The 16,107-nt window shown below is 68.2% G+C and carries 20 protein-coding genes; 15 read left to right on the top strand and 5 right to left on the bottom strand.

The features are described from left to right. Positions 1-2 precede the first annotated feature (2 nt). The 14 genes from ACFVR6_RS03660 (at position 3) to ACFVR6_RS03595 (ending at position 12,108) form a co-directional block, all read left to right on the top strand. Positions 3-416: a hypothetical protein gene (locus tag ACFVR6_RS03660; protein ID WP_386958949.1), complete on the top strand. Its 414-nt coding sequence runs from the start codon at positions 3-5 to the stop codon at positions 414-416. A gap of 65 nt (positions 417-481) precedes the next feature. Further along, a complete protein-coding gene (locus ACFVR6_RS03655) occupies positions 482-1,063 on the top strand; it encodes a phage tail tube protein (RefSeq protein ID WP_386958947.1) in 582 nt (193 codons plus the stop codon). Between the two features lie 88 nt (positions 1,064-1,151). Next, on the top strand, positions 1,152-1,412 hold the full coding sequence (locus tag ACFVR6_RS03650; protein WP_386958945.1) for a hypothetical protein: 261 nt from the start codon (positions 1,152-1,154) through the stop codon (positions 1,410-1,412). Next, positions 1,364-1,783 (top strand): hypothetical protein, encoded by a 420-nt coding sequence (locus ACFVR6_RS03645; RefSeq protein ID WP_386958943.1) that lies wholly within the window; start codon positions 1,364-1,366, stop codon positions 1,781-1,783. Before ACFVR6_RS03650 ends, ACFVR6_RS03645 begins: the two co-directional genes overlap by 49 nt. A 3-nt stretch (positions 1,784-1,786) precedes the next feature. Next, the gene (locus tag ACFVR6_RS03640) at positions 1,787-3,898 is read left to right on the top strand and encodes a hypothetical protein (RefSeq protein WP_386958941.1); all 2,112 of its coding nucleotides are present in this window, start codon (positions 1,787-1,789) and stop codon (positions 3,896-3,898) included. A 2-nt stretch (positions 3,899-3,900) separates the two neighbouring features. Then, positions 3,901-4,815 carry a hypothetical protein gene (locus ACFVR6_RS03635; protein WP_386958939.1) on the top strand — a complete coding sequence of 305 codons (915 nt, stop codon included), beginning with the start codon at positions 3,901-3,903 and terminating at the stop codon, positions 4,813-4,815. 16 nt (positions 4,816-4,831) lie between these two features. Further along, entirely contained in the window at positions 4,832-5,941 is a 1,110-nt protein-coding gene (locus tag ACFVR6_RS03630) for a Gp37-like protein (RefSeq protein ID WP_386958937.1), read from the top strand. A 2-nt stretch (positions 5,942-5,943) separates the two neighbouring features. Then, complete coding sequence (locus ACFVR6_RS03625; protein WP_386958935.1) at positions 5,944-6,777, top strand: hypothetical protein; 834 nt, start codon at positions 5,944-5,946, stop codon at positions 6,775-6,777. Positions 6,778-6,843: 66 nt separating this feature from the next. Continuing rightward, on the top strand, positions 6,844-7,758 hold the full coding sequence (locus ACFVR6_RS03620; RefSeq protein WP_386958933.1) for a hypothetical protein: 915 nt from the start codon (positions 6,844-6,846) through the stop codon (positions 7,756-7,758). Continuing rightward, positions 7,758-8,258: a hypothetical protein gene (locus tag ACFVR6_RS03615; RefSeq protein WP_386958931.1), complete on the top strand. Its 501-nt coding sequence runs from the start codon at positions 7,758-7,760 to the stop codon at positions 8,256-8,258. Before ACFVR6_RS03620 ends, ACFVR6_RS03615 begins: the two co-directional genes overlap by 1 nt. Continuing rightward, positions 8,258-8,710, top strand: a complete 453-nt coding sequence (locus tag ACFVR6_RS03610; RefSeq protein WP_386958929.1) for a hypothetical protein — start codon at positions 8,258-8,260, stop codon at positions 8,708-8,710. Before ACFVR6_RS03615 ends, ACFVR6_RS03610 begins: the two co-directional genes overlap by 1 nt. Then, positions 8,707-9,129 carry a holin gene (locus ACFVR6_RS03605; RefSeq protein WP_386958927.1) on the top strand — a complete coding sequence of 141 codons (423 nt, stop codon included), beginning with the start codon at positions 8,707-8,709 and terminating at the stop codon, positions 9,127-9,129. The genes ACFVR6_RS03610 and ACFVR6_RS03605 overlap by 4 nt, the downstream gene beginning before the upstream one ends. A 22-nt stretch (positions 9,130-9,151) precedes the next feature. Next, positions 9,152-10,471 carry an Ig domain-containing protein gene (locus tag ACFVR6_RS03600; protein ID WP_386958925.1) on the top strand — a complete coding sequence of 440 codons (1,320 nt, stop codon included), beginning with the start codon at positions 9,152-9,154 and terminating at the stop codon, positions 10,469-10,471. Further along, the gene (locus ACFVR6_RS03595; RefSeq protein WP_386958923.1) at positions 10,468-12,108 is read left to right on the top strand and encodes a N,N-dimethylformamidase beta subunit family domain-containing protein; all 1,641 of its coding nucleotides are present in this window, start codon (positions 10,468-10,470) and stop codon (positions 12,106-12,108) included. Before ACFVR6_RS03600 ends, ACFVR6_RS03595 begins: the two co-directional genes overlap by 4 nt. Before the next feature lie 65 nt (positions 12,109-12,173). Here ACFVR6_RS03595 and ACFVR6_RS03590 read toward each other — a convergent pair whose 3' ends face one another. From ACFVR6_RS03590 to ACFVR6_RS03580, 3 genes are read right to left on the bottom strand one after another with little or no spacing between them, the layout of a single operon-like run. Next, entirely contained in the window at positions 12,174-12,455 is a 282-nt protein-coding gene (locus ACFVR6_RS03590; protein WP_386958921.1) for a hypothetical protein, read from the bottom strand. A gap of 52 nt (positions 12,456-12,507) precedes the next feature. Continuing rightward, positions 12,508-12,654 (bottom strand): hypothetical protein, encoded by a 147-nt coding sequence (locus tag ACFVR6_RS03585; protein WP_386958919.1) that lies wholly within the window; start codon positions 12,652-12,654, stop codon positions 12,508-12,510. 33 nt (positions 12,655-12,687) lie between these two features. After that, positions 12,688-13,536 carry a tyrosine-type recombinase/integrase gene (locus ACFVR6_RS03580; RefSeq protein WP_386958917.1) on the bottom strand — a complete coding sequence of 283 codons (849 nt, stop codon included), beginning with the start codon at positions 13,534-13,536 and terminating at the stop codon, positions 12,688-12,690. A gap of 398 nt (positions 13,537-13,934) precedes the next feature. Here ACFVR6_RS03580 and ACFVR6_RS03575 point away from each other — a divergent pair, with 398 nt between their 5' ends. Continuing rightward, complete coding sequence (locus ACFVR6_RS03575; RefSeq protein WP_386958915.1) at positions 13,935-14,999, top strand: hypothetical protein; 1,065 nt, start codon at positions 13,935-13,937, stop codon at positions 14,997-14,999. Positions 15,000-15,166: 167 nt separating this feature from the next. Here ACFVR6_RS03575 and ACFVR6_RS03570 read toward each other — a convergent pair whose 3' ends face one another. Both ACFVR6_RS03570 and ACFVR6_RS03565 read right to left on the bottom strand, forming a co-directional pair. Further along, entirely contained in the window at positions 15,167-15,589 is a 423-nt protein-coding gene (locus tag ACFVR6_RS03570; protein ID WP_386958913.1) for a cupin domain-containing protein, read from the bottom strand. Between the two features lie 35 nt (positions 15,590-15,624). Continuing rightward, on the bottom strand, positions 15,625-15,951 hold the full coding sequence (locus ACFVR6_RS03565) for a carboxymuconolactone decarboxylase family protein (RefSeq protein ID WP_386958911.1): 327 nt from the start codon (positions 15,949-15,951) through the stop codon (positions 15,625-15,627). Positions 15,952-16,107: the final 156 nt, after the last annotated feature.

Raw genomic sequence — 16,107 nt, 5'->3', positions numbered from 1 at the left:
CGGTGGCTGAGCTGCTGGTGCCCGAAGACGGTGAGCCGGAGCTGGTCGCTGAGCTGAATACCCGGCTGCCGGATGCCGGGTTCCCGGACGCGAAGGCCGGGACGCGCGTCCCGGCGCCCCGTCCTGCGGAGTTCCTGCGGGTGGTCGCGACGGGCGGTGCTGAGCGAGATCTCGTCACCGACGAGCCGCTGTACGTGGTCGAGGGGTTCGCGACGACGGAAGGCGGCGCGCAGCGACTGTGCGCGTTCGGTGTCGCGGTGCTGCAGGCCGCTGGTCGCGAGGGCCGGATCGGTGGCGCGACCGCGTACGGGGTGCGCGTCGTCGCCCTCCCGGCGAACCTTCCGATGCCGTCGGTGCCCGACCGCTACCGCTACACCGCCACGATCTCCGTCGCCCTCCGCAAGACGACGGTCTAGGTTCCCCGACCTTCAGCGCGTCCCACCCGGGGCGCGTTCAACAACGCCTGAAAGGGGCACCACGCATGAGCGTGAACAGCAAGAACGTCTTCGTCGGCGCGCCCGACCAGGCGACGACCGGCGCGATCCTGACCGGCCCGGAGACGGACACCATCCCTGCGCAGATCAAGGACTTCGTGCTCACCGGCATGCAGGACTCGGGCTACGTCTCCGAGGATGGCGTGAACATCTCCCCGTCTGAGTCGACCGAGTCGATCAAGGACTGGTCGGGTGCCGAGATCCGCCGCATCCTCACCGAGTTCACCGGCGAGATCGGGTGGACCCATCTGGAGCTGAACCCGCAGTCGGCCCGCAACTACTTCGGCGACGAGCAGGTCACCACGGCCGCCGCATCGGCGTCGAAGGGCACTGAGATGCGCATGGCGCTCGGCAAGAACGTCATGCCCCGGAAGGCCTGGTACTTCAAGATCAAGGACGGTAGCCGCCGTGCGCTGGTGTTCGTCCCCCACGGCCAGGTCGTTTCGCGCGGCGAGATCCCGCTGAACGCGACGTCGGCCGTCACCCTCCCTGTGACGCTCGCGACGTACCCGGACGCCGCCGGGCAGAACATCTACATCTACACCGACGACGGGGTCTTCTCCGCCTGATCGGTTCGACCAGTGGCCGGAGGTGCGGGGAACCGCCTCCGGCCACTGCTGTTCCCGCCGTTCCCCGATCCTGAAAGAGGTTCCCCGCATGACGATGGAAAGCTTCCACCACACCCTGCCCGACGGGCACCAGATCACGCTCCCGCGGTTCGAGAACGTCCCGATGGGGATCGTCCGGAAGACGCGGCGCATGACCGCCATCGACCAGATCTTCACGATCCTCGAGGAACTCCTGTCTGAGTCCGACCTCGAGCACATCGACAAGCTCGACCGTGCCGAGTTCAACGACCTGTCGAAGAAGTGGCAGGAGACGTCGTCGATCACGCCGGGGGAATCTACGGCCTCCTAGATCTCGTCGACGAGCATCAGGAGGCCGTCGAGTACGAGCTGCTCCGCGCGGGGCACCGGCTCCGCGACGTCCCCTCGAAGCAGCTGAACTGGCGCGACCTGTACGTGCTGCTGCGTCGGTGGCAGAAGACCCCGCACAACGCCGTGGGCGAGGCGATTCATGGGCACGCGCTCTGGTCCATCGAGGAGCAGCTGCTCGCGGTAGCCGTCGACACGCTCGCTTTCGCGAACTGGCAGCGCATGCGCAAGCCGCACGCGCCCAAGCCCAAGCGTCTCCCTCGTCCGTGGGAGGCGTCGAAGGGGCGGCAGCTCGGCAGCGAGCCCATCCCCATCTCCCAGTTCGACGACTGGTGGGAGTCGAAAGCGAGGTGACGCGTGGCCGGTGCAGGTGTGGAGCTCGCTACAGCGTGGGTGCGTCTGGTCCCGTCGATCGAGGGCGTGCAGGGGAGTATCGCCGAGGCGCTGCTGCCCGCGCAGGACGAGGCGGACGAGGCCGGCAAGAAGTCCGGCGGTCGGTTCGGAAAGGGACTGGCCGCCGGGCTTGCTGGCGCCGGCATCGTCGCGCTCACCGTCGGCGCGTTCAAGGGCCTGTACGAGATCGGGTCGGTGTTCGACGACATCACCGACACCATCCGTGTCGGGACGGGCGCGCAGGGCGACGCTCTGGGCGGCCTGGTCGACGTCGCGAAGAACGTCGGCCTGCAGGTGCCGGCGGAGTTCGAGGCGATCGGCTCGACCGTCTCGGACCTGAACACCCGCCTCGGCCTGTCGGGCGCCACCCTCGAGACGGTCGCCTCGCAGTATCTGGAAGCGGGCCGCATCCTCGGCGACGAGGTCGACATCAACGCGACGTCGGCGGCGTTCAGCGCGTTCAAGATCGAGGGCGACGCGGTCGTCGGCGCGATGGACACCCTGTTCCAGGTGTCGCAGGCCACGGGCGTCGGGATGAACGAGCTCGCGACCGGTGCGCAGGCCATGGCGCCGGCGATGCAGACGCTCGGGTTCTCGTTCGAGGACACCGTCGCGATGGTCGGCTCGTTCGACAAGGCGGGCCTGAACTCGACGGCGATCATGGCGTCGATGTCGAAGGGCATGGTCACGCTCGCGAAGGAAGGCGAGCAGCCGGCCGACGCGTATGCGCGGGTCGTGGGGGAGCTGCAGAGCTTCGTCGACGCCGGCGACAAGGCGTCCGCGCTAGACCTCGCTTCGCAGGTGTTCGGCACCCGCGGTGCTGCGCAGTTCGTCGGCGCTCTCGAGTCGGGCGTGCTGAACATGGATGACCTGATGGCGGCCACGGGCGCCACGGGGGACACTATCCTCGGCGTCGGCGAGGAGACGATGGACTTCGCCGAGCGGTGGCAGCTCACGATGAACCAGGCGATGGTCGCGATCGAGCCGCTGGCATCCGCCGTGTTCACGGCCCTGGGTGATGGGCTCGCCGGGGCGATGCCGTTCCTGCAGGAGTTGGGCGCCTGGGTGGGGGAGAACACCGAGGTCATCGGGATCATGGCCGCGGTGATCGGTGGGACTCTCGTCGCCGCGTTCATCGCGTGGACGGCGTCGATCTGGGCGTCGACGGTCGCGCTGCTCGCGAACCCGGTTACGTGGATCATCCTCGGCATCGTCGCGCTCGGTGCGGCGGTGGTCGCTCTGGTCATGAACTGGGACGCCGTCGTCGCGTGGATCACCGAGGTGTGGTCCGGGTTCGTCGTGTGGATCACCGAGGTGACGAACGGGTTCGTCGCCTGGTGGAACGGCATGTGGGCTGGGTTCGCAGGCTGGATCACGGGCGTATGGAACGGGTTCATCGGCTGGATCGTGGGCCTCTGGCAGGGGTTCATCGGCGCGCTCGTCAACGGCGGCGCGCAGATCGCGGGCTGGTGGAACGGGCTCTGGGCTGGGATCGGCGCGTTCATCGTCGGCGTGTGGAACGGGTTCGTCGCTGGTGTGCAGGGCGTCTGGAACGGGTTCTGGGGCTGGATCGTCGGCGCGATCGGCGGGTTCGGCAGCTGGCTCTCTGCGACCTGGAGCGGGATCTGGAACGGCCTCGCCGGCGTCGTCCGCGGCGTGTGGAACAGCGTCATCGGATTCATCCAGAGCGGCATCAACGGTGCGATCGGTCTGATCAACGGGATGATCAACGGCGTGAACGCGATCGGTGGTGCGATCGGCATCGAGCTGTCCACCATCCCGACGGTGTCGCTGCCTCGTCTCGCTGACGGTGCGACGGTCCTGCCGCGTCGTGGTGGCACCGCTGCGATCCTCGCGGAGGCTGGCCGCCCGGAGACGGTCGTCGACACCGGCCTGATGAACCGTGCACTGGAGGAGGGCCTGGAGCCGCGGAACGGCGCCGGTAGCGGCGAGACGTACGTGCTGAATGGCCTGACGACGCGCGAGACGGCGGCGCAGCTCGCCTACGAGATCGACAAGACGAAGCGCAGGAAGGTCGCCCGTGCGGGTGGTCTTCGGCTCGCGGAAGTGAGGTAACGGTGTCGTTCCCCGTGATGCTCGCGTCGCCGCCGGTCGGTGACGCGCCGGTTACCCCGTTCGAGGTGGAGCAGCTGTCGCTGGTGTGGGAGGGTCCGGACGGTACGCGCTGGGATCTCCGCGACCAGGCCGGCGGGATCGTGATGACCGGCGACGGAGTCGAAGGACTCCACAACCCGATCATCACGAAGTTCTCCTCGAAGTCGCGGGCGGTCCCGGGCAAGCGTGCGCGGGGGTGGCGGGCGGAATCGCGTGACGTCTTCTGGCCGCTGTTCATCTGGGCGGACGGCTCGAATGAGTGGTCCGAGCGGGTGAACGAGTTCCTGTCGTCGATCCACCCGGACCGTGCCGGCACCTGGCGGGTGCGAGCTCGGGGGATCGAGCGGACGCTGCGGTGCACGGGCGTGTTCACCGACTCGCTCCCGCTGCGCGCTGACCCGCTGCAGAGAGGGTGGGCGCTGTACCCGGTGGCGCTGGAAGCCGAGCAGCCGTACTGGGCTGGTGAGGTGGTGCGACGCGGCCCGTGGGCGGCGCCGGATCCGCGGGCGTTCTTCCCTGGTCCGCCGCTCACGATCTCGTCGTCGTCGGCGTTCGGGTCGGCGAGCATCCCCAACCAGGGCGACGTCGAGGCGTGGGGGGTGTGGACCCTCACCGGTCCGCTCTCCGACGTCGTGCTCGGCGTGGGCGACAAGCTCATCCATCTGCCGTTCTCGCTGTCGGCGGGTCAGGTGCTCGTCATCGACACCGACCCGCGGCGGCCGACGGCGACGCTGGACGGCGCGAACTGGACCCGGCAGCTCGGGCTGCAGGAGTACGCGGCGGTCCCGCCCGGGCAGAGCGTGCCCCTGCACCTCGAAGCGACCGGCGCGGGGCAGGTGACGTTCGACCTCGTGCCGTTGTTCTTCCGCGCGTTCTGACATCAAGGAGGTACGCGTGAGCACCGACGACGGTCTGCGGTTCGTGGTGTTCAACAAGGCGAACCAGTACGAGCTGACGCTGTCGGGTCTGCAGGCGGAGGCGGACCTCGTGCCGAACGGGATCTCGACGGCATCGTTCGTGCTCGACGACGACGATCCGGCTCTGCCGATGTTGACGGCGAAGGGCGCGCGGTGCGGGGTGTGGTTCCGCGGTGACGAACGTTTCCGGGGTCGGATCCGTGAGGCGCAGGGGGAGGGCCCGTTCGGTCAGGTCTCAGCGACCGTGGAAAGCGATATGCGGAAGATTTGGGATTGGCAGGGCTGGCCGGTCCCGACTGCGGGTATCGGCGCTCAGAACGTCGCCTACCGGAACTACTCCGGGCCGGCCGAGACGGTCGTGAAGGCCGCGCTGGCGGAGAACTTCGCCCGGCTCGGGGTGCCGTGGACGGTCGCTCCGACGCTCGGTCGTGGGTTGCCGGCGCGGGCGGAGTTCAGGTTCCATCCGCTCGCGGACAAGCTGATGCCGATCCTCGAGGCGAACCGGATGGTGCTCACGCTGGCGCACACCGGTTCCGGCGTGGTCGTCGACATCCGTCAGGCCGCGACGGTCCCGGGTGTGTTGACGATCGAGTCGGGCGTGGCCGACGGGTACAAGTTCAAGCCCACCGCGCCGACGGCGACACGAGTGATCGTGGGCGGGCGCGGTGAGGGTGAGGCCCGGCAGCTGGTGCGCGTGATCGACACGGTTCGCGAATCGGACTGGGGCGACATCATCGAGACGTTCGTCGACGCGAGGAACACCGACGAGGGGTCGGACCTGACCGTCGACGGTGCTGAGGCACTGCGGGAGGGTGGGCCTCGCGCGGCGCTGTCGGTCGACCTGATGGAGTCGGACCTCCTCCGGTACGGCGACGGGTACGTCGAGGGCGACCTGATCCACACGAGGCTCGGGCCGGTCGATGAGCTGCAGCAGATCACAGCGGTGTCGGTGACGGAGGACCCGGAGGACGGCGTCGTGGTGGTCCCGCACGTCGGGGATCTCGACGTCGACGCCGACGTGGAAGTGCGCATCGCGCAGAGCATTGCCCGCCTCGCGGAGGGCGTCAGAGATCAGGGGAGAAGGTAGCCATGGCGATCACGAGTGTCGGGTACGAAGGCACGATCTACGAGGCGCAGTGGGCTGAGATGATGCCGCTCGTCGGCGGCCGGCAGTATGGCGTAGCCGGGCCGGGTGACTGGCGGGTGACCGTCGGTGGCGCCGACCGTCAGGTGCGGGTCGCTGCGGGGCGCGGGTTCGGGCATGGTGTCCTGGACAACTCGTCGACGGAGACGGTGCTGTCGCTCGCGACGGTGGCGTCGGGATCCCGCTGGGATCTGGTCGTCGCTCGTCGCAACTGGGGCACCAACACGACGTCGTTCGCGGTCGTCACGGGCTCAGCCACGCGTGCTCTCCCCGGCGGCCGTGCGCAGACTCCGGGGACGCTCGACGAGCAGCCCGTCGCGCTGGTGCGTGTGCAGGCGGGGCAGTCGCAGGTCGCGGAGATCGTCGACCTGCGGGTGTGGGGCGGCGACGGCGGCACCTTCGCGCACGACGCGCTCGTGATGCAGTACCTCAGCCGTGTCGGCACGGCGCTGCGGATCAACGGCATCGACTGGAAGCGGATCATCGACCCGCAGGGGAACCCGGCATGGGTGAGCTCCTCTCCGACGAAGGAGCCCGTGCGGGGCCGGTACGAGGGACCGACGAGCGCGTCCGGGACCGTCACCGTCGACCACGGGCTCGGCGTGGTGCCGACGTTCGTCTCCGCGCAGGACACGAACTCGTACGCGATCCCGGGGCAGCGGAAGATCTCGTTCGTCGTTGCCAACGAGACGCAGATTCAGTTCCTTGTCTTCAACACGACGACCGGGGGCGCGCTCGCGAACAACCCGATCATCTTCTACTGGATCGCCTACCCGTAACCACGGCGACGCAGTCCCGAGCCTCCACGCCGTGGGGGCTCTCGCTATCTGAGGAGGAGGGGACCCATGAGCATCGCTAGTTTCTGGGGTAGCTACGCGCGAGGGCGCGAGTTCGGGTATCGGATGAGTGGGTATCTGATCGTCCCCGGCCGGCACATCGGCCATGACAACCCGGCGGTCGGCGATATCCCGAGCCTCACCTCGGGCCGTGTGAATCAGGTGGTCGATACGCCCCTGATGGGGCGGTGTGTCGAGATCGATACGCGGCGCTCCCGCAAGCGGTATCTCACCTACTGCCATCTCGCGAAAGCGTCCCCGGCACGCGGCGCGGAAATCGCGTTCGGTGGATGGGTAGGCCGCGTAGCCAAGGGCCCTGCGACTCTCCCACGCTCGCACGTCGAGTTCCCCGGCACGTCGTGGGGCGGACAGCACGTGCACCTCGTCGAGTCGGACATTCCCGGCGCGGCCTGGACCTACCCCCCGACGCGCAAGCTGACGGACTTCTACGACCCGACCGACACCATCCGCGCAGCCCTCGCCACCACGGCGGGCGGCGGATACACCCCGTTCCCCGAGGAGGACGAAATGAGCCAGGAAGACATCAACCAGATCAAGAGCGACCTCACCAAGATCCTCAACATCTTCAACGACGGGACCATCGGTGCTCACGACGGCATCATTCGCGCGCGCAACGCGAGCGAGGAGGTCAACCGTCGGGTCAGCGAGCTCGCCGGAGCGGTGACGAAGATCGACAACGCGATCCAGGATCCGAAGATCGGCATCCTCGGGTCGGCTGTCAGCGCGCGCGATAACGCGAAGGCCGCGAACCAGAAGCTCGACCAGCTCGGAGACGCACTGAGCAAGGGCGGCGGCGGCGCGGTCACCTTGACCGCGCTCCCGGCCGAGGACCTCGTGAAGATCGCCAAGGCCGTCAACGACGAGATCGACCGCCGGCAGCGTACGCGCCTCGGTAACGGGTGATGCGTGCGCTGTGGGCGCAGACGATCTGGAGTGAGGACGCCTTCACATCTTCGGACAGCGCCACCGATCGCGAGCTGAAGCGGTACGCGCTGCCGACGTTCGACGCGTTCATGGCCGGCGCCGGGTTCGCCGGGATGCTGCTCGGGATGCCGAGCTTCGAGGTGATCTTCGACGCCGACGTCTCGTCCTACGCGGGCGCGGTGCTGTTCGTCGCGGGTGTACTCGCGTTCGCTGGGATCGCGTTCCCCCGGCTGTGGGTCGCGGAGGCGATCGGCAAGGTGCTGATGCTCGTCGTGATCGGCGGATACGCGGCGGCGATGTGGGTGCTGAACCTCCGGGGGATCGGGGAGCGGTGGATCGTCGCGCTCGCGTTCACAGCGTTGCTGGTCCTGCCCGTGTGGAACCTGTTCCGCCTGGGCCGTGAACGTCGCGCCCGGCGGCGCGCCCGGGCACGGGCGCAGGAGGCGATCGATTCCCTCACTCGGGAGGGGCACAGCTGATGGAACTTTGGGGCCAGATCTTCACCGGGTTGGTCGCGCTGATCATCGGTTTCGGTACTGCGTGGGCCGCGTTCCGCGGGAAGAAGGTCGACGCGGCCACCAAAGAAACCGAGGTTGAGGCGGCCGCTACGTCCGCGTTCCTCGACGGGCAGAAGGCGTTCCAGGAGTACGTGAACGGCGTCGTCGCTGACGAGACGAAGGCTGCCGTCGCGGACCTGCAGCAGCAGGTGACTGACCTTCGCGCGGAGCTCAAAAAGGTCAAGGACGAATCGCACGAGATGAACGATGCGATCCGCGCACGGGAGACGCAGCTGTGGCTGTGGAACTTCCGTAACCGTTCGGGCCCGATGCCCGAACTCCCGTTGCCGGTCCTGAAGCGACTCGGCCTCACACACCTGTCGCCACTGGGCGACGTAGAAGACACACAACCCGTTCCCGAGGAGGAACCGTGACCAATCTGACCAGCATCGAATGGTGGAAGGCCGCCGCACTGCGCGCCCTGTACACCGCGATCGCGATCGCTCTGCCCTACCTCGGTGGGGCGCTGATCAGCGACGTGCCGTGGACGACGATCACTCTCGCCGGCGCGCTCGGGTTCGTCGCGTCGATCGCGACGTCCCTCGCCGGCCTCCCGGAGGCATCCGGCGTGAACCTGCCGTGGTGGCTCGCTGCGGTCGAGCGCGTCGTGAAGACGTTCGCGCAGGCGCTCGTGTCCGGTTTCGTCGGTGCGACTCTGCTGACCGACGTCGACTGGAGCGTCGTGCTGCAGGCGTCGGTCCTCGCCTCTCTCACTTCGCTGCTGCGACTCATCCTCGCGACCCTGCCGGCGGACCCGACCCGCGCGGTCGATCCCGCTCGCACCGATATCTGAACCCTCCTGAGAGGAGCGCCCCGTGGCGATCATCGACCACTTCCCTGCAACGCTCGCGGTAACCGAGAACGGCGTCGTCGTGCGCGGCGCCGAGGCTCAGGTGTACGCCATGGCAGACACCACCTTCGCGAACCCGCTGCCCCTGACGGATCTGCAGGGCGTGCCGATGGCGAAGCTCGTCTCGTCCCCGATGGGCATCTACCCGCCGTTCCGGGTCACGACGGGCGAGCTGCAGGTGGTCGTGCGTTCGGGGACGCTGCTCACTCCGATGACGTCGATCGCTCAGTACGTCGCCGCGGCGGAGGCGGCCGCGGCGCGCGCTGAGGCCGCCGAGTCGACGCTCGCCGGTCGCGTGGCCGTGTTCGTCCAGGTCATCACCGGTAACGAGCCGCGACCGGCTGGCGCGGCGTGCGTGTTCTGGGTGGGTGGCAGCACCCGTCCTGCGAACATGGCGATCGGGGACATCTGGTTCGCGGAGGGCGAGGTGACCGCGCCGCCGACGTCCGCGCCGGCGATCTCGACGACCACGCTCAACCCGATGACGGTCGGCGTCGCATTCAGCCAGATCCTCGCCCGCACGGGGTCGACGCCGATCACGTTCGCCCGGACGGGTGGGGCGCTCCCGGACGGGATCACCCTGAACGGTACGACGGGTGCGCTCGCGGGCACGCCGACGACGGTGGGCTCGTACTCGTTCACGATCACGGCCACGAACTCCGCAGGATCCACCTCGCGCACCTACACGGGCAGCGTGAGCGCGAGCGGCGGCGGCGGGGGCGGCAAGGTCATCCCCAACTCCGGCACCTGGCACACGAGCGGCGCGGCCGTCGGCACCGACGGCGGCGGGTCGCTGGAGTCGGGCAACCACTTCTACGCGACCAAGAACATCCGCGTGCTGGGCGCTCGGATCTACATCCCTGCAGGGGCGAGCGGTGCGATCCTCACGGAGGCGCTGACCGTCAAGGCGTACGGTCGCGACTGGACCGGCGGGGTCCTCCCGTTCAGCGTCGCGTCGTGGGGGAGTGCGCTGCAGACGAAGACCCTGAGCACAGCCCGCACGGCTGGCAGCTGGACCGACGTCCTGTTCGATGCGCCGATCGCCATGTCGGCGGTCGCCGCGGGCGCGAACTCCCCGGACGTCATCCTGCTCACCTGTCGGTCGGCATCCGGCAACCTGTACGTCTTCACTCCGAGCGGCAACGCGGCGCCCGAGGAGTCGGCGGACAACGGCGGCGACGTCTACCTCGCAGAGCAGGGGTTCCCTCGTGGAGCGAACAACGCGGGCGGTGGACAGAACTCCGGCGCCTGGTACGGGATCGACCTGATCTGGGAGAACGCGTGAGCACCGACATCGTCGCCGAGAACGCACGCACCGACGGGCGCACCCCGTGGGCGGACATTCGGCTGTCGGGGCACGGGAACCTGTGGGCGGCGGGGTTCGTCCGCCGCGTCTCGTACAACGTGGGGGAGACGGCCCGGTTCTCGATGTCGACACCCTGGTCGACCGAGGTCCGCATCTACCGGTGCGGCTGGTACGGCGGCGACGGGTTCCGGCTCGTCGACACGATCACGAACACGGTCGTCAGTCAGGTCGAAGCGGCCACGATCCCGAACTCGAACGGGGCGACGACCTGCACGGGTTGGACGGTGACCGCGGAGTGGGCGATCCCTGCTGACGCGTGCTCGGGCATGTACCTGGCGGTCGCCTTCCTCGACGGTGCTCCGGCGTTCTACGTCGGGACGTTCGTCGTCCGGGACGACGCTGCCGTGGTCGACGTGATCTATAAGACGTCGGACTCGACGTGGGCGGCGGCGTACAACCACTACGGGACGCCCTCCGACACGGCAGGTCGCAACGTGTACGGGGCCGGCACGGGCGTCGGCAACATCATGGAGCGGTCGTTCGCGGTCGACTACCACCGCCCCGTCATCACCCGCGGCACCGTCCCGCAGACGTACTGGTTCGCATGCGAGATGCCGTTGATCCGGTTCCTCGAGCGCAACGGGTACTCGATGAAATACATCTCCTGCGTCGACCTCGACCAGGAGGGCGTCGGGATCCTCGCGGGCAAGGGTGACGTGTTCATCTCCTCCGGGCACGACGAATACTGGACGCTGCCGATGCGGCGTGCGGTGGAGTCGTTCCGCGACGAGCACGCCGGCCGCTCGATCTTCATGTCGGGTAACGAGGTGTTCTGGAAAGCGCGCTACGTCTACGACGGTGACCGGGCGACCCTGTGGTGCTACAAAGACACCATGCCGGGACCGAACGGGTTCTCGCGATCGGCTGGCGCCGTCCTGGATCCGGTGGAGTGGACGGGCACGTGGAAGGACACCCGCTGGCCTGACCGCGAACCGGAATGGCTGCTCACGGGCACCGACTTCCGGATGAACGGGATCAACGACGAGGACGCTGTCATCGTCCGCAACCCGTACGCCGGGATCAAGACCTGGGGCGGCTCGTCGCTCGTCGACGGAGACATCACCCTCGTCGACGCGATCGGGTTCGAGGCGGACAGCATCCGCCCCACGCAGCCCTCCAGCTCGGTGCGTGTGCTCGCGGCGTACACCCGCAACATCAACGGCAAGTACGCCGACGACAACGGGCAGAACTACACCGGCAACGGCAACCTCACCTGGGGCATCGTCGCTCAGCGGTATGCCGGCGGCGGGGTAACGGTCGGGTTCGGCACATGCCAGTGGGCGTGGACGCTCGACGGCACCCACGACCGGGGATCCACGACGGTGTCGCTCGCAGCGCAGCAGTTCACGGTGAACCTTCTCCGCGACCTCGGTGCAGATCCCGCGACCGTGATGCCCGGCGTAACTCTGCAGGCAGTGAACAGTCTCGACGAGTACGGGCTCGAGCCGTCCGACGCACCCCCAGTGGTGACCACGTCGCGGTTCTACACGCACGGCGGCGCACCGCTGTTCCCGTTCCTGCTCACATCGGGCGGCCTGACGCCACTCAACACCTGAACGACAACGCCCCTCGGGGGTCGACCATCTGGTCGGCTCTCGGGGGGCGTTTCGTCGTTGCGGGGCTAGGCGGTGCGCTTCGTCACGGCGTTGCGCCACACGACGGTGCTGACATCGCCGGCGGGCGTCTGCCAACGGACCGACACGACGCGATCGTTCCACCCCTCAGCCCACGCCTCGACGCGCTCGGCGGGCTTGTGCGGCCACGACACCCACGCCCACACCGGCGGGCGTCGCCGCGCCCATTCGACAGGCTGCGGCCCGTACGCCTGCATCGGGAGGGTGCACGGCGGGATCCGCACCAGCACCTGCTGCAGCTTCTCATCGGTGACGAGCGTCGATCCCATCGGCTGGGTGTCCCCTTTCCCCGGCCGAAGAAGCTACAAGCCTACGCCGACATCACTGCGCCCGAGGGTCACCTGGCGAGGGCATGGTCGGGAGGAACGCGAGCCCGCACGTCGCGCACACGAACCCCTTCGGCGCGTGCCGCAGCACTGTGCCGCACTCCGGGCAACGAGGCTGCGCGACGTCGTCGAACTCGTCCATGCGCCCGAGGCTACCGCTGGGCGGTTTCGTGCGTCAGGCGGCCGCACCGACGTTCTCAGGCGGTGTCGCGTCGTGGAGCGCGAAGGGGCGGCGTGGGATGACCGTGGCGGCGGCGACCCGGCGCAGCGCCTCCGCGTCCAGGTGGAGGTAGCGCTGGGTCGTGGCGAGCGAAGCGTGTCCGAGCATCGCTTGCACGGCACGGAGGTCGCGGGTGGCGTTGTATGCGGCCGTCGCGCCGGCGTGACGGAGGGAGTGGGGGTTGCAGCCGGTGAGCCGGTAGATGATCTTGTGCACCGACTGCGGGTGTAAGTGGGGTGACGCACGGCCGGGGAAGTAGAACCCGGGACCCTGCTGCAGCTCGATCGTGCGGAGCGCGTGAGCCAGCTCGTCGTTCACACCGACCATCCGCTCTTTGTCGCCCTTGCCGACGATGCGGAGCATGTCGCCTTCGCGGGCGCGGGTGTGGAGGGTGGTGAGTTCGGTGAGGCGGAGGCATCCGTACCGGGCGAGGAGGATCATCGCGCGCTGCGGCACGGTCGCGCGGGCCAGCGCCGCGGTGATCGCGTCGTCGGGGGCGATGCGCGGCACCCGGACGGGGATCTTCACCGACTCGATGTCGAGGGTGGGGTCGTCGACGCGGAGTCCTTTGCGGACCGCGAACCGGTAGAACAGACGCCAGGACGAGAGCACTGACTTCCGGGTTTCGGGGGCGTTCTCTCGGCGCCGGAACAGCAGCCGTTCCAGGTCCCCGGTGGTCGCGGTGAGCGGGTCCACGGTGGAAGCGAGTTCGCGCAGGTGTCGGAGACGGAGCCGCATCGTGCCGTCGGCACGGCTGGTCGATCCCATCCATTCCTCAAAAGCGATGATGACGTCGTTGTCCATCGCTCCTGCATGCCAGAGTTCGCATGCGCGTGCATAGGCCTTGCCCATTTCACTCGGGCTTTGCCAGGATGTCCGCCGGGATTCGCATCAGCGGCGTCCGCCGATCGCGACGATGGGTCGAGGTGTGACGTCGGCGCGGTCAGGCGCACCGAAGGTTCCGTGTACGATGTTCTTGTCCCCGAACGGGTTGAAACCGATAGGTTCTTGGTTCGAGTCCAAGCCGGGGAGCCAACGGCCCTCACCCTCACGGGTGGGGGCCTTTCGCTTGCCCGGGGGAGGGTCGGTGGGCGGGATCTCACCTCTCGTCCGTACATCTGTGACAGATTCGGGTGCATGAGCATCCCTCGGACCCGGTGGCTTCACGCTCGGCCGCGAAGGCCGCGTCGGAAGTCCGCCTCATGACGTCGCCGCTCGCCGTCGAACTGCTGCAGGGACCCCGTGGGCGCAGACTCTGCCTCGACTACGTCAGTCAGACAGACGATGCGTTGAGGTCGGCATTGTTCTGGCTCGCGCACGAGCTCGATCCCCACCCCGGCGCCCTCATCCGCTTCGTCGAGGACGATACCGAGTTCGTCGAAGATCCCGTCTTCACCGAAGCTGAGGTCGCCCTGCTGATCCGCAACGCCGACCTGACGTCGATCTCGGCGGACGCGGTCCGAGAGGCGATGCGCTGCACAGTGGGGAACGCTCGATATTGGCAGGAGCCTGATGGTGCCGATGTCGTGGCGGCGCTGCCTTCCGTTATGGCCGCTTTGGCGCCGGTCGCGGACAGGCTCGTCGCGATGATCTCCGATCTGACGGCGCCATCGGCACCGGCGCAGTGGGCGGTGGACTGGCACGTCATCACCGAAAGCGGGCCGATCGAAGGCTCGCCGGCGACGGTTCTCGCGCGGTGGAGCAGGGGACAGCGGGAAGAGGAGGAGAGGGCGGCTCGCGAGCGGCCGAGAGACCCGCAAGCCAACTTCTCCGGCACATGGTGGTCGTTGCCGGGTGGGCTTCTCACCACCCGTGCACACGTCCTGGATGCACTCCAACTGGTGGAGGACACCCTGGGCTGGGAGGTTGCGACCGTCATCCCCGTGCGAAGAGCGGGGCGCATCCTCGAGATCGGCTCGGACGAGAACTGGGCGGACTTGTGCCGTGAGTACCCGATGGAGGTGACGGCGTCCCGTCGCCACGATTGGTTCCGCGTCACAGGTCGAGACGGCAGGTGGCTCATCCCCGATTGGGAACGAGTCGCACAGCGCTGGGATGCCGTGCACCTCACGACGCTGGGGTACCTTTCCGCCGCCACGAGGCAGATCGACGTCGATGCCGAATACGCGACGGTCATCGCCGGCTGGGGCCCGGACTCCACCGCCTGGCTCACCGACGTCGCCCGCGAGTGGAATGGGCCGCGTCAGCAGTGGAGGCTGCTCAATGGCGAGGACGTGTGGGTACCGGACGACACCGACAGCCCCTGACCCGCTGCGCAGGGCGACATCCTCGAAGGTCGCCGGACAAAAGGTGAAGGCCAGGGGTGGAAGCCCTGGCCTTCGGTTGAGGTCCGCGCAGATCACGCGGGATCCTCAAGGACTAGCTTAAGCCACCCGTCGCGCTCCGATGAACACAGGCATGCGTGGTCGCGCATTCAGCCAGCGGCATCCGCGTCACCGACAGGTTCGAGCCACTCGGTCGACAGTCCTTCGCCGGGGACTTCGATGGCGATGTGCGAGAACCACGAGTCGGATGCCGCGCCATGCCAGTGCTTCACGCCCGCGGGCGTGTAGACGACATCGCCGGGGCGCATCTCGCGGGGCGGCTCGCCCCAGATCTGGCAGAAGCCGCGACCTCCGGTGGCCAGCAGGATCTGTCCGCCGCCCGAGGTGGCGTGGTGGATGTGCCAGTGGTTGATGCAGCCGGGTTCGAAGGTGACGTTCGCGACCGCCATGGGTTCCTGCAGCAGCATGCTGAGGTAGCTCTGGCCGGTGAAGTACTGCGCAAAGGCGTCGTTCGGCCGGCCGGCGGGGAAGACGCCGACGCCCTCCGGTCCTGTGGTGATCGGTTCGTCCATCGTGATCTCCTCTTCGTTCGCGCCCTGGCTTGTGCTCAGCGCTCGGCGCCGTAGATCTCTTTAGCCAGCTGGAACGCACTCCAGGCCTTGGGCCACCCGCAGTAGAACGCGAGGTGGGTGATGATCTCGGAGGTCTCCTGCGGGGAGATGCCGTGATCCTTGCCGATCGCGAGGTGCGCGCGCAGCTGGGCGAAGTCGCCCGACGACATGAGTGCGGCGATCGTGATCATGCTGCGATCGTGCGCCGAGAGCTGCTCCTCCCGCGCCCACACCTGCCCGAACAGCACGTCATCGTTGAACGCCGCGAACTGCGGAGCGAACTCCCCGAGCCGCTCGTGTCCCGCCGTCTGCTTCTTCGCCATGATCCGCTCCTGCCGTCCGTGTCGCGTCTGGCCGCGCTGCTGTCATGGTGTCTCCGATGCCGCCGAGGCACCAGGGGTGTGAGTTCGCCGGCAGCGTTTCCTCCCCAGGCAGGTGCTTTGCGAGTTTTCCACCGGTTTGCCGCATTTTGCGTGTGG

It is taken from the genome of Microbacterium sp. NPDC058021 (assembly GCF_042885955.1).
In the GTDB taxonomy this organism is placed as follows: domain Bacteria; phylum Actinomycetota; class Actinomycetes; order Actinomycetales; family Microbacteriaceae; genus Microbacterium.
This window is presented reverse-complemented; position numbering and strand designations above follow the sequence as displayed.

Bases quoted from the DNA above. Each gene is read 5' to 3' on its own strand.
- ACFVR6_RS03650 (WP_386958945.1), top strand. From the start codon at position 1,152: ATGACGATGGAAAGCTTCCACCACACCCTGCCCGACGGGCACCAGATC.
- ACFVR6_RS03570 (WP_386958913.1), bottom strand. From the start codon at position 15,589: ATGGACGAACCGATCACCACAGGACCGGAGGGCGTCGGCGTCTTCCCC.
- ACFVR6_RS03615 (WP_386958931.1), top strand. From the start codon at position 7,758: ATGCGTGCGCTGTGGGCGCAGACGATCTGGAGTGAGGACGCCTTCACA.
- ACFVR6_RS03565 (WP_386958911.1), bottom strand. From the start codon at position 15,951: ATGGCGAAGAAGCAGACGGCGGGACACGAGCGGCTCGGGGAGTTCGCT.
- ACFVR6_RS03655 (WP_386958947.1), top strand. From the start codon at position 482: ATGAGCGTGAACAGCAAGAACGTCTTCGTCGGCGCGCCCGACCAGGCG.
- ACFVR6_RS03620 (WP_386958933.1), top strand. From the start codon at position 6,844: ATGAGCATCGCTAGTTTCTGGGGTAGCTACGCGCGAGGGCGCGAGTTC.
- ACFVR6_RS03585 (WP_386958919.1), bottom strand. From the start codon at position 12,654: ATGGACGAGTTCGACGACGTCGCGCAGCCTCGTTGCCCGGAGTGCGGC.
- ACFVR6_RS03575 (WP_386958915.1), top strand. From the start codon at position 13,935: ATGACGTCGCCGCTCGCCGTCGAACTGCTGCAGGGACCCCGTGGGCGC.
- ACFVR6_RS03590 (WP_386958921.1), bottom strand. From the start codon at position 12,455: ATGGGATCGACGCTCGTCACCGATGAGAAGCTGCAGCAGGTGCTGGTG.
- ACFVR6_RS03580 (WP_386958917.1), bottom strand. From the start codon at position 13,536: ATGGACAACGACGTCATCATCGCTTTTGAGGAATGGATGGGATCGACC.
- ACFVR6_RS03625 (WP_386958935.1), top strand. From the start codon at position 5,944: ATGGCGATCACGAGTGTCGGGTACGAAGGCACGATCTACGAGGCGCAG.
- ACFVR6_RS03610 (WP_386958929.1), top strand. From the start codon at position 8,258: ATGGAACTTTGGGGCCAGATCTTCACCGGGTTGGTCGCGCTGATCATC.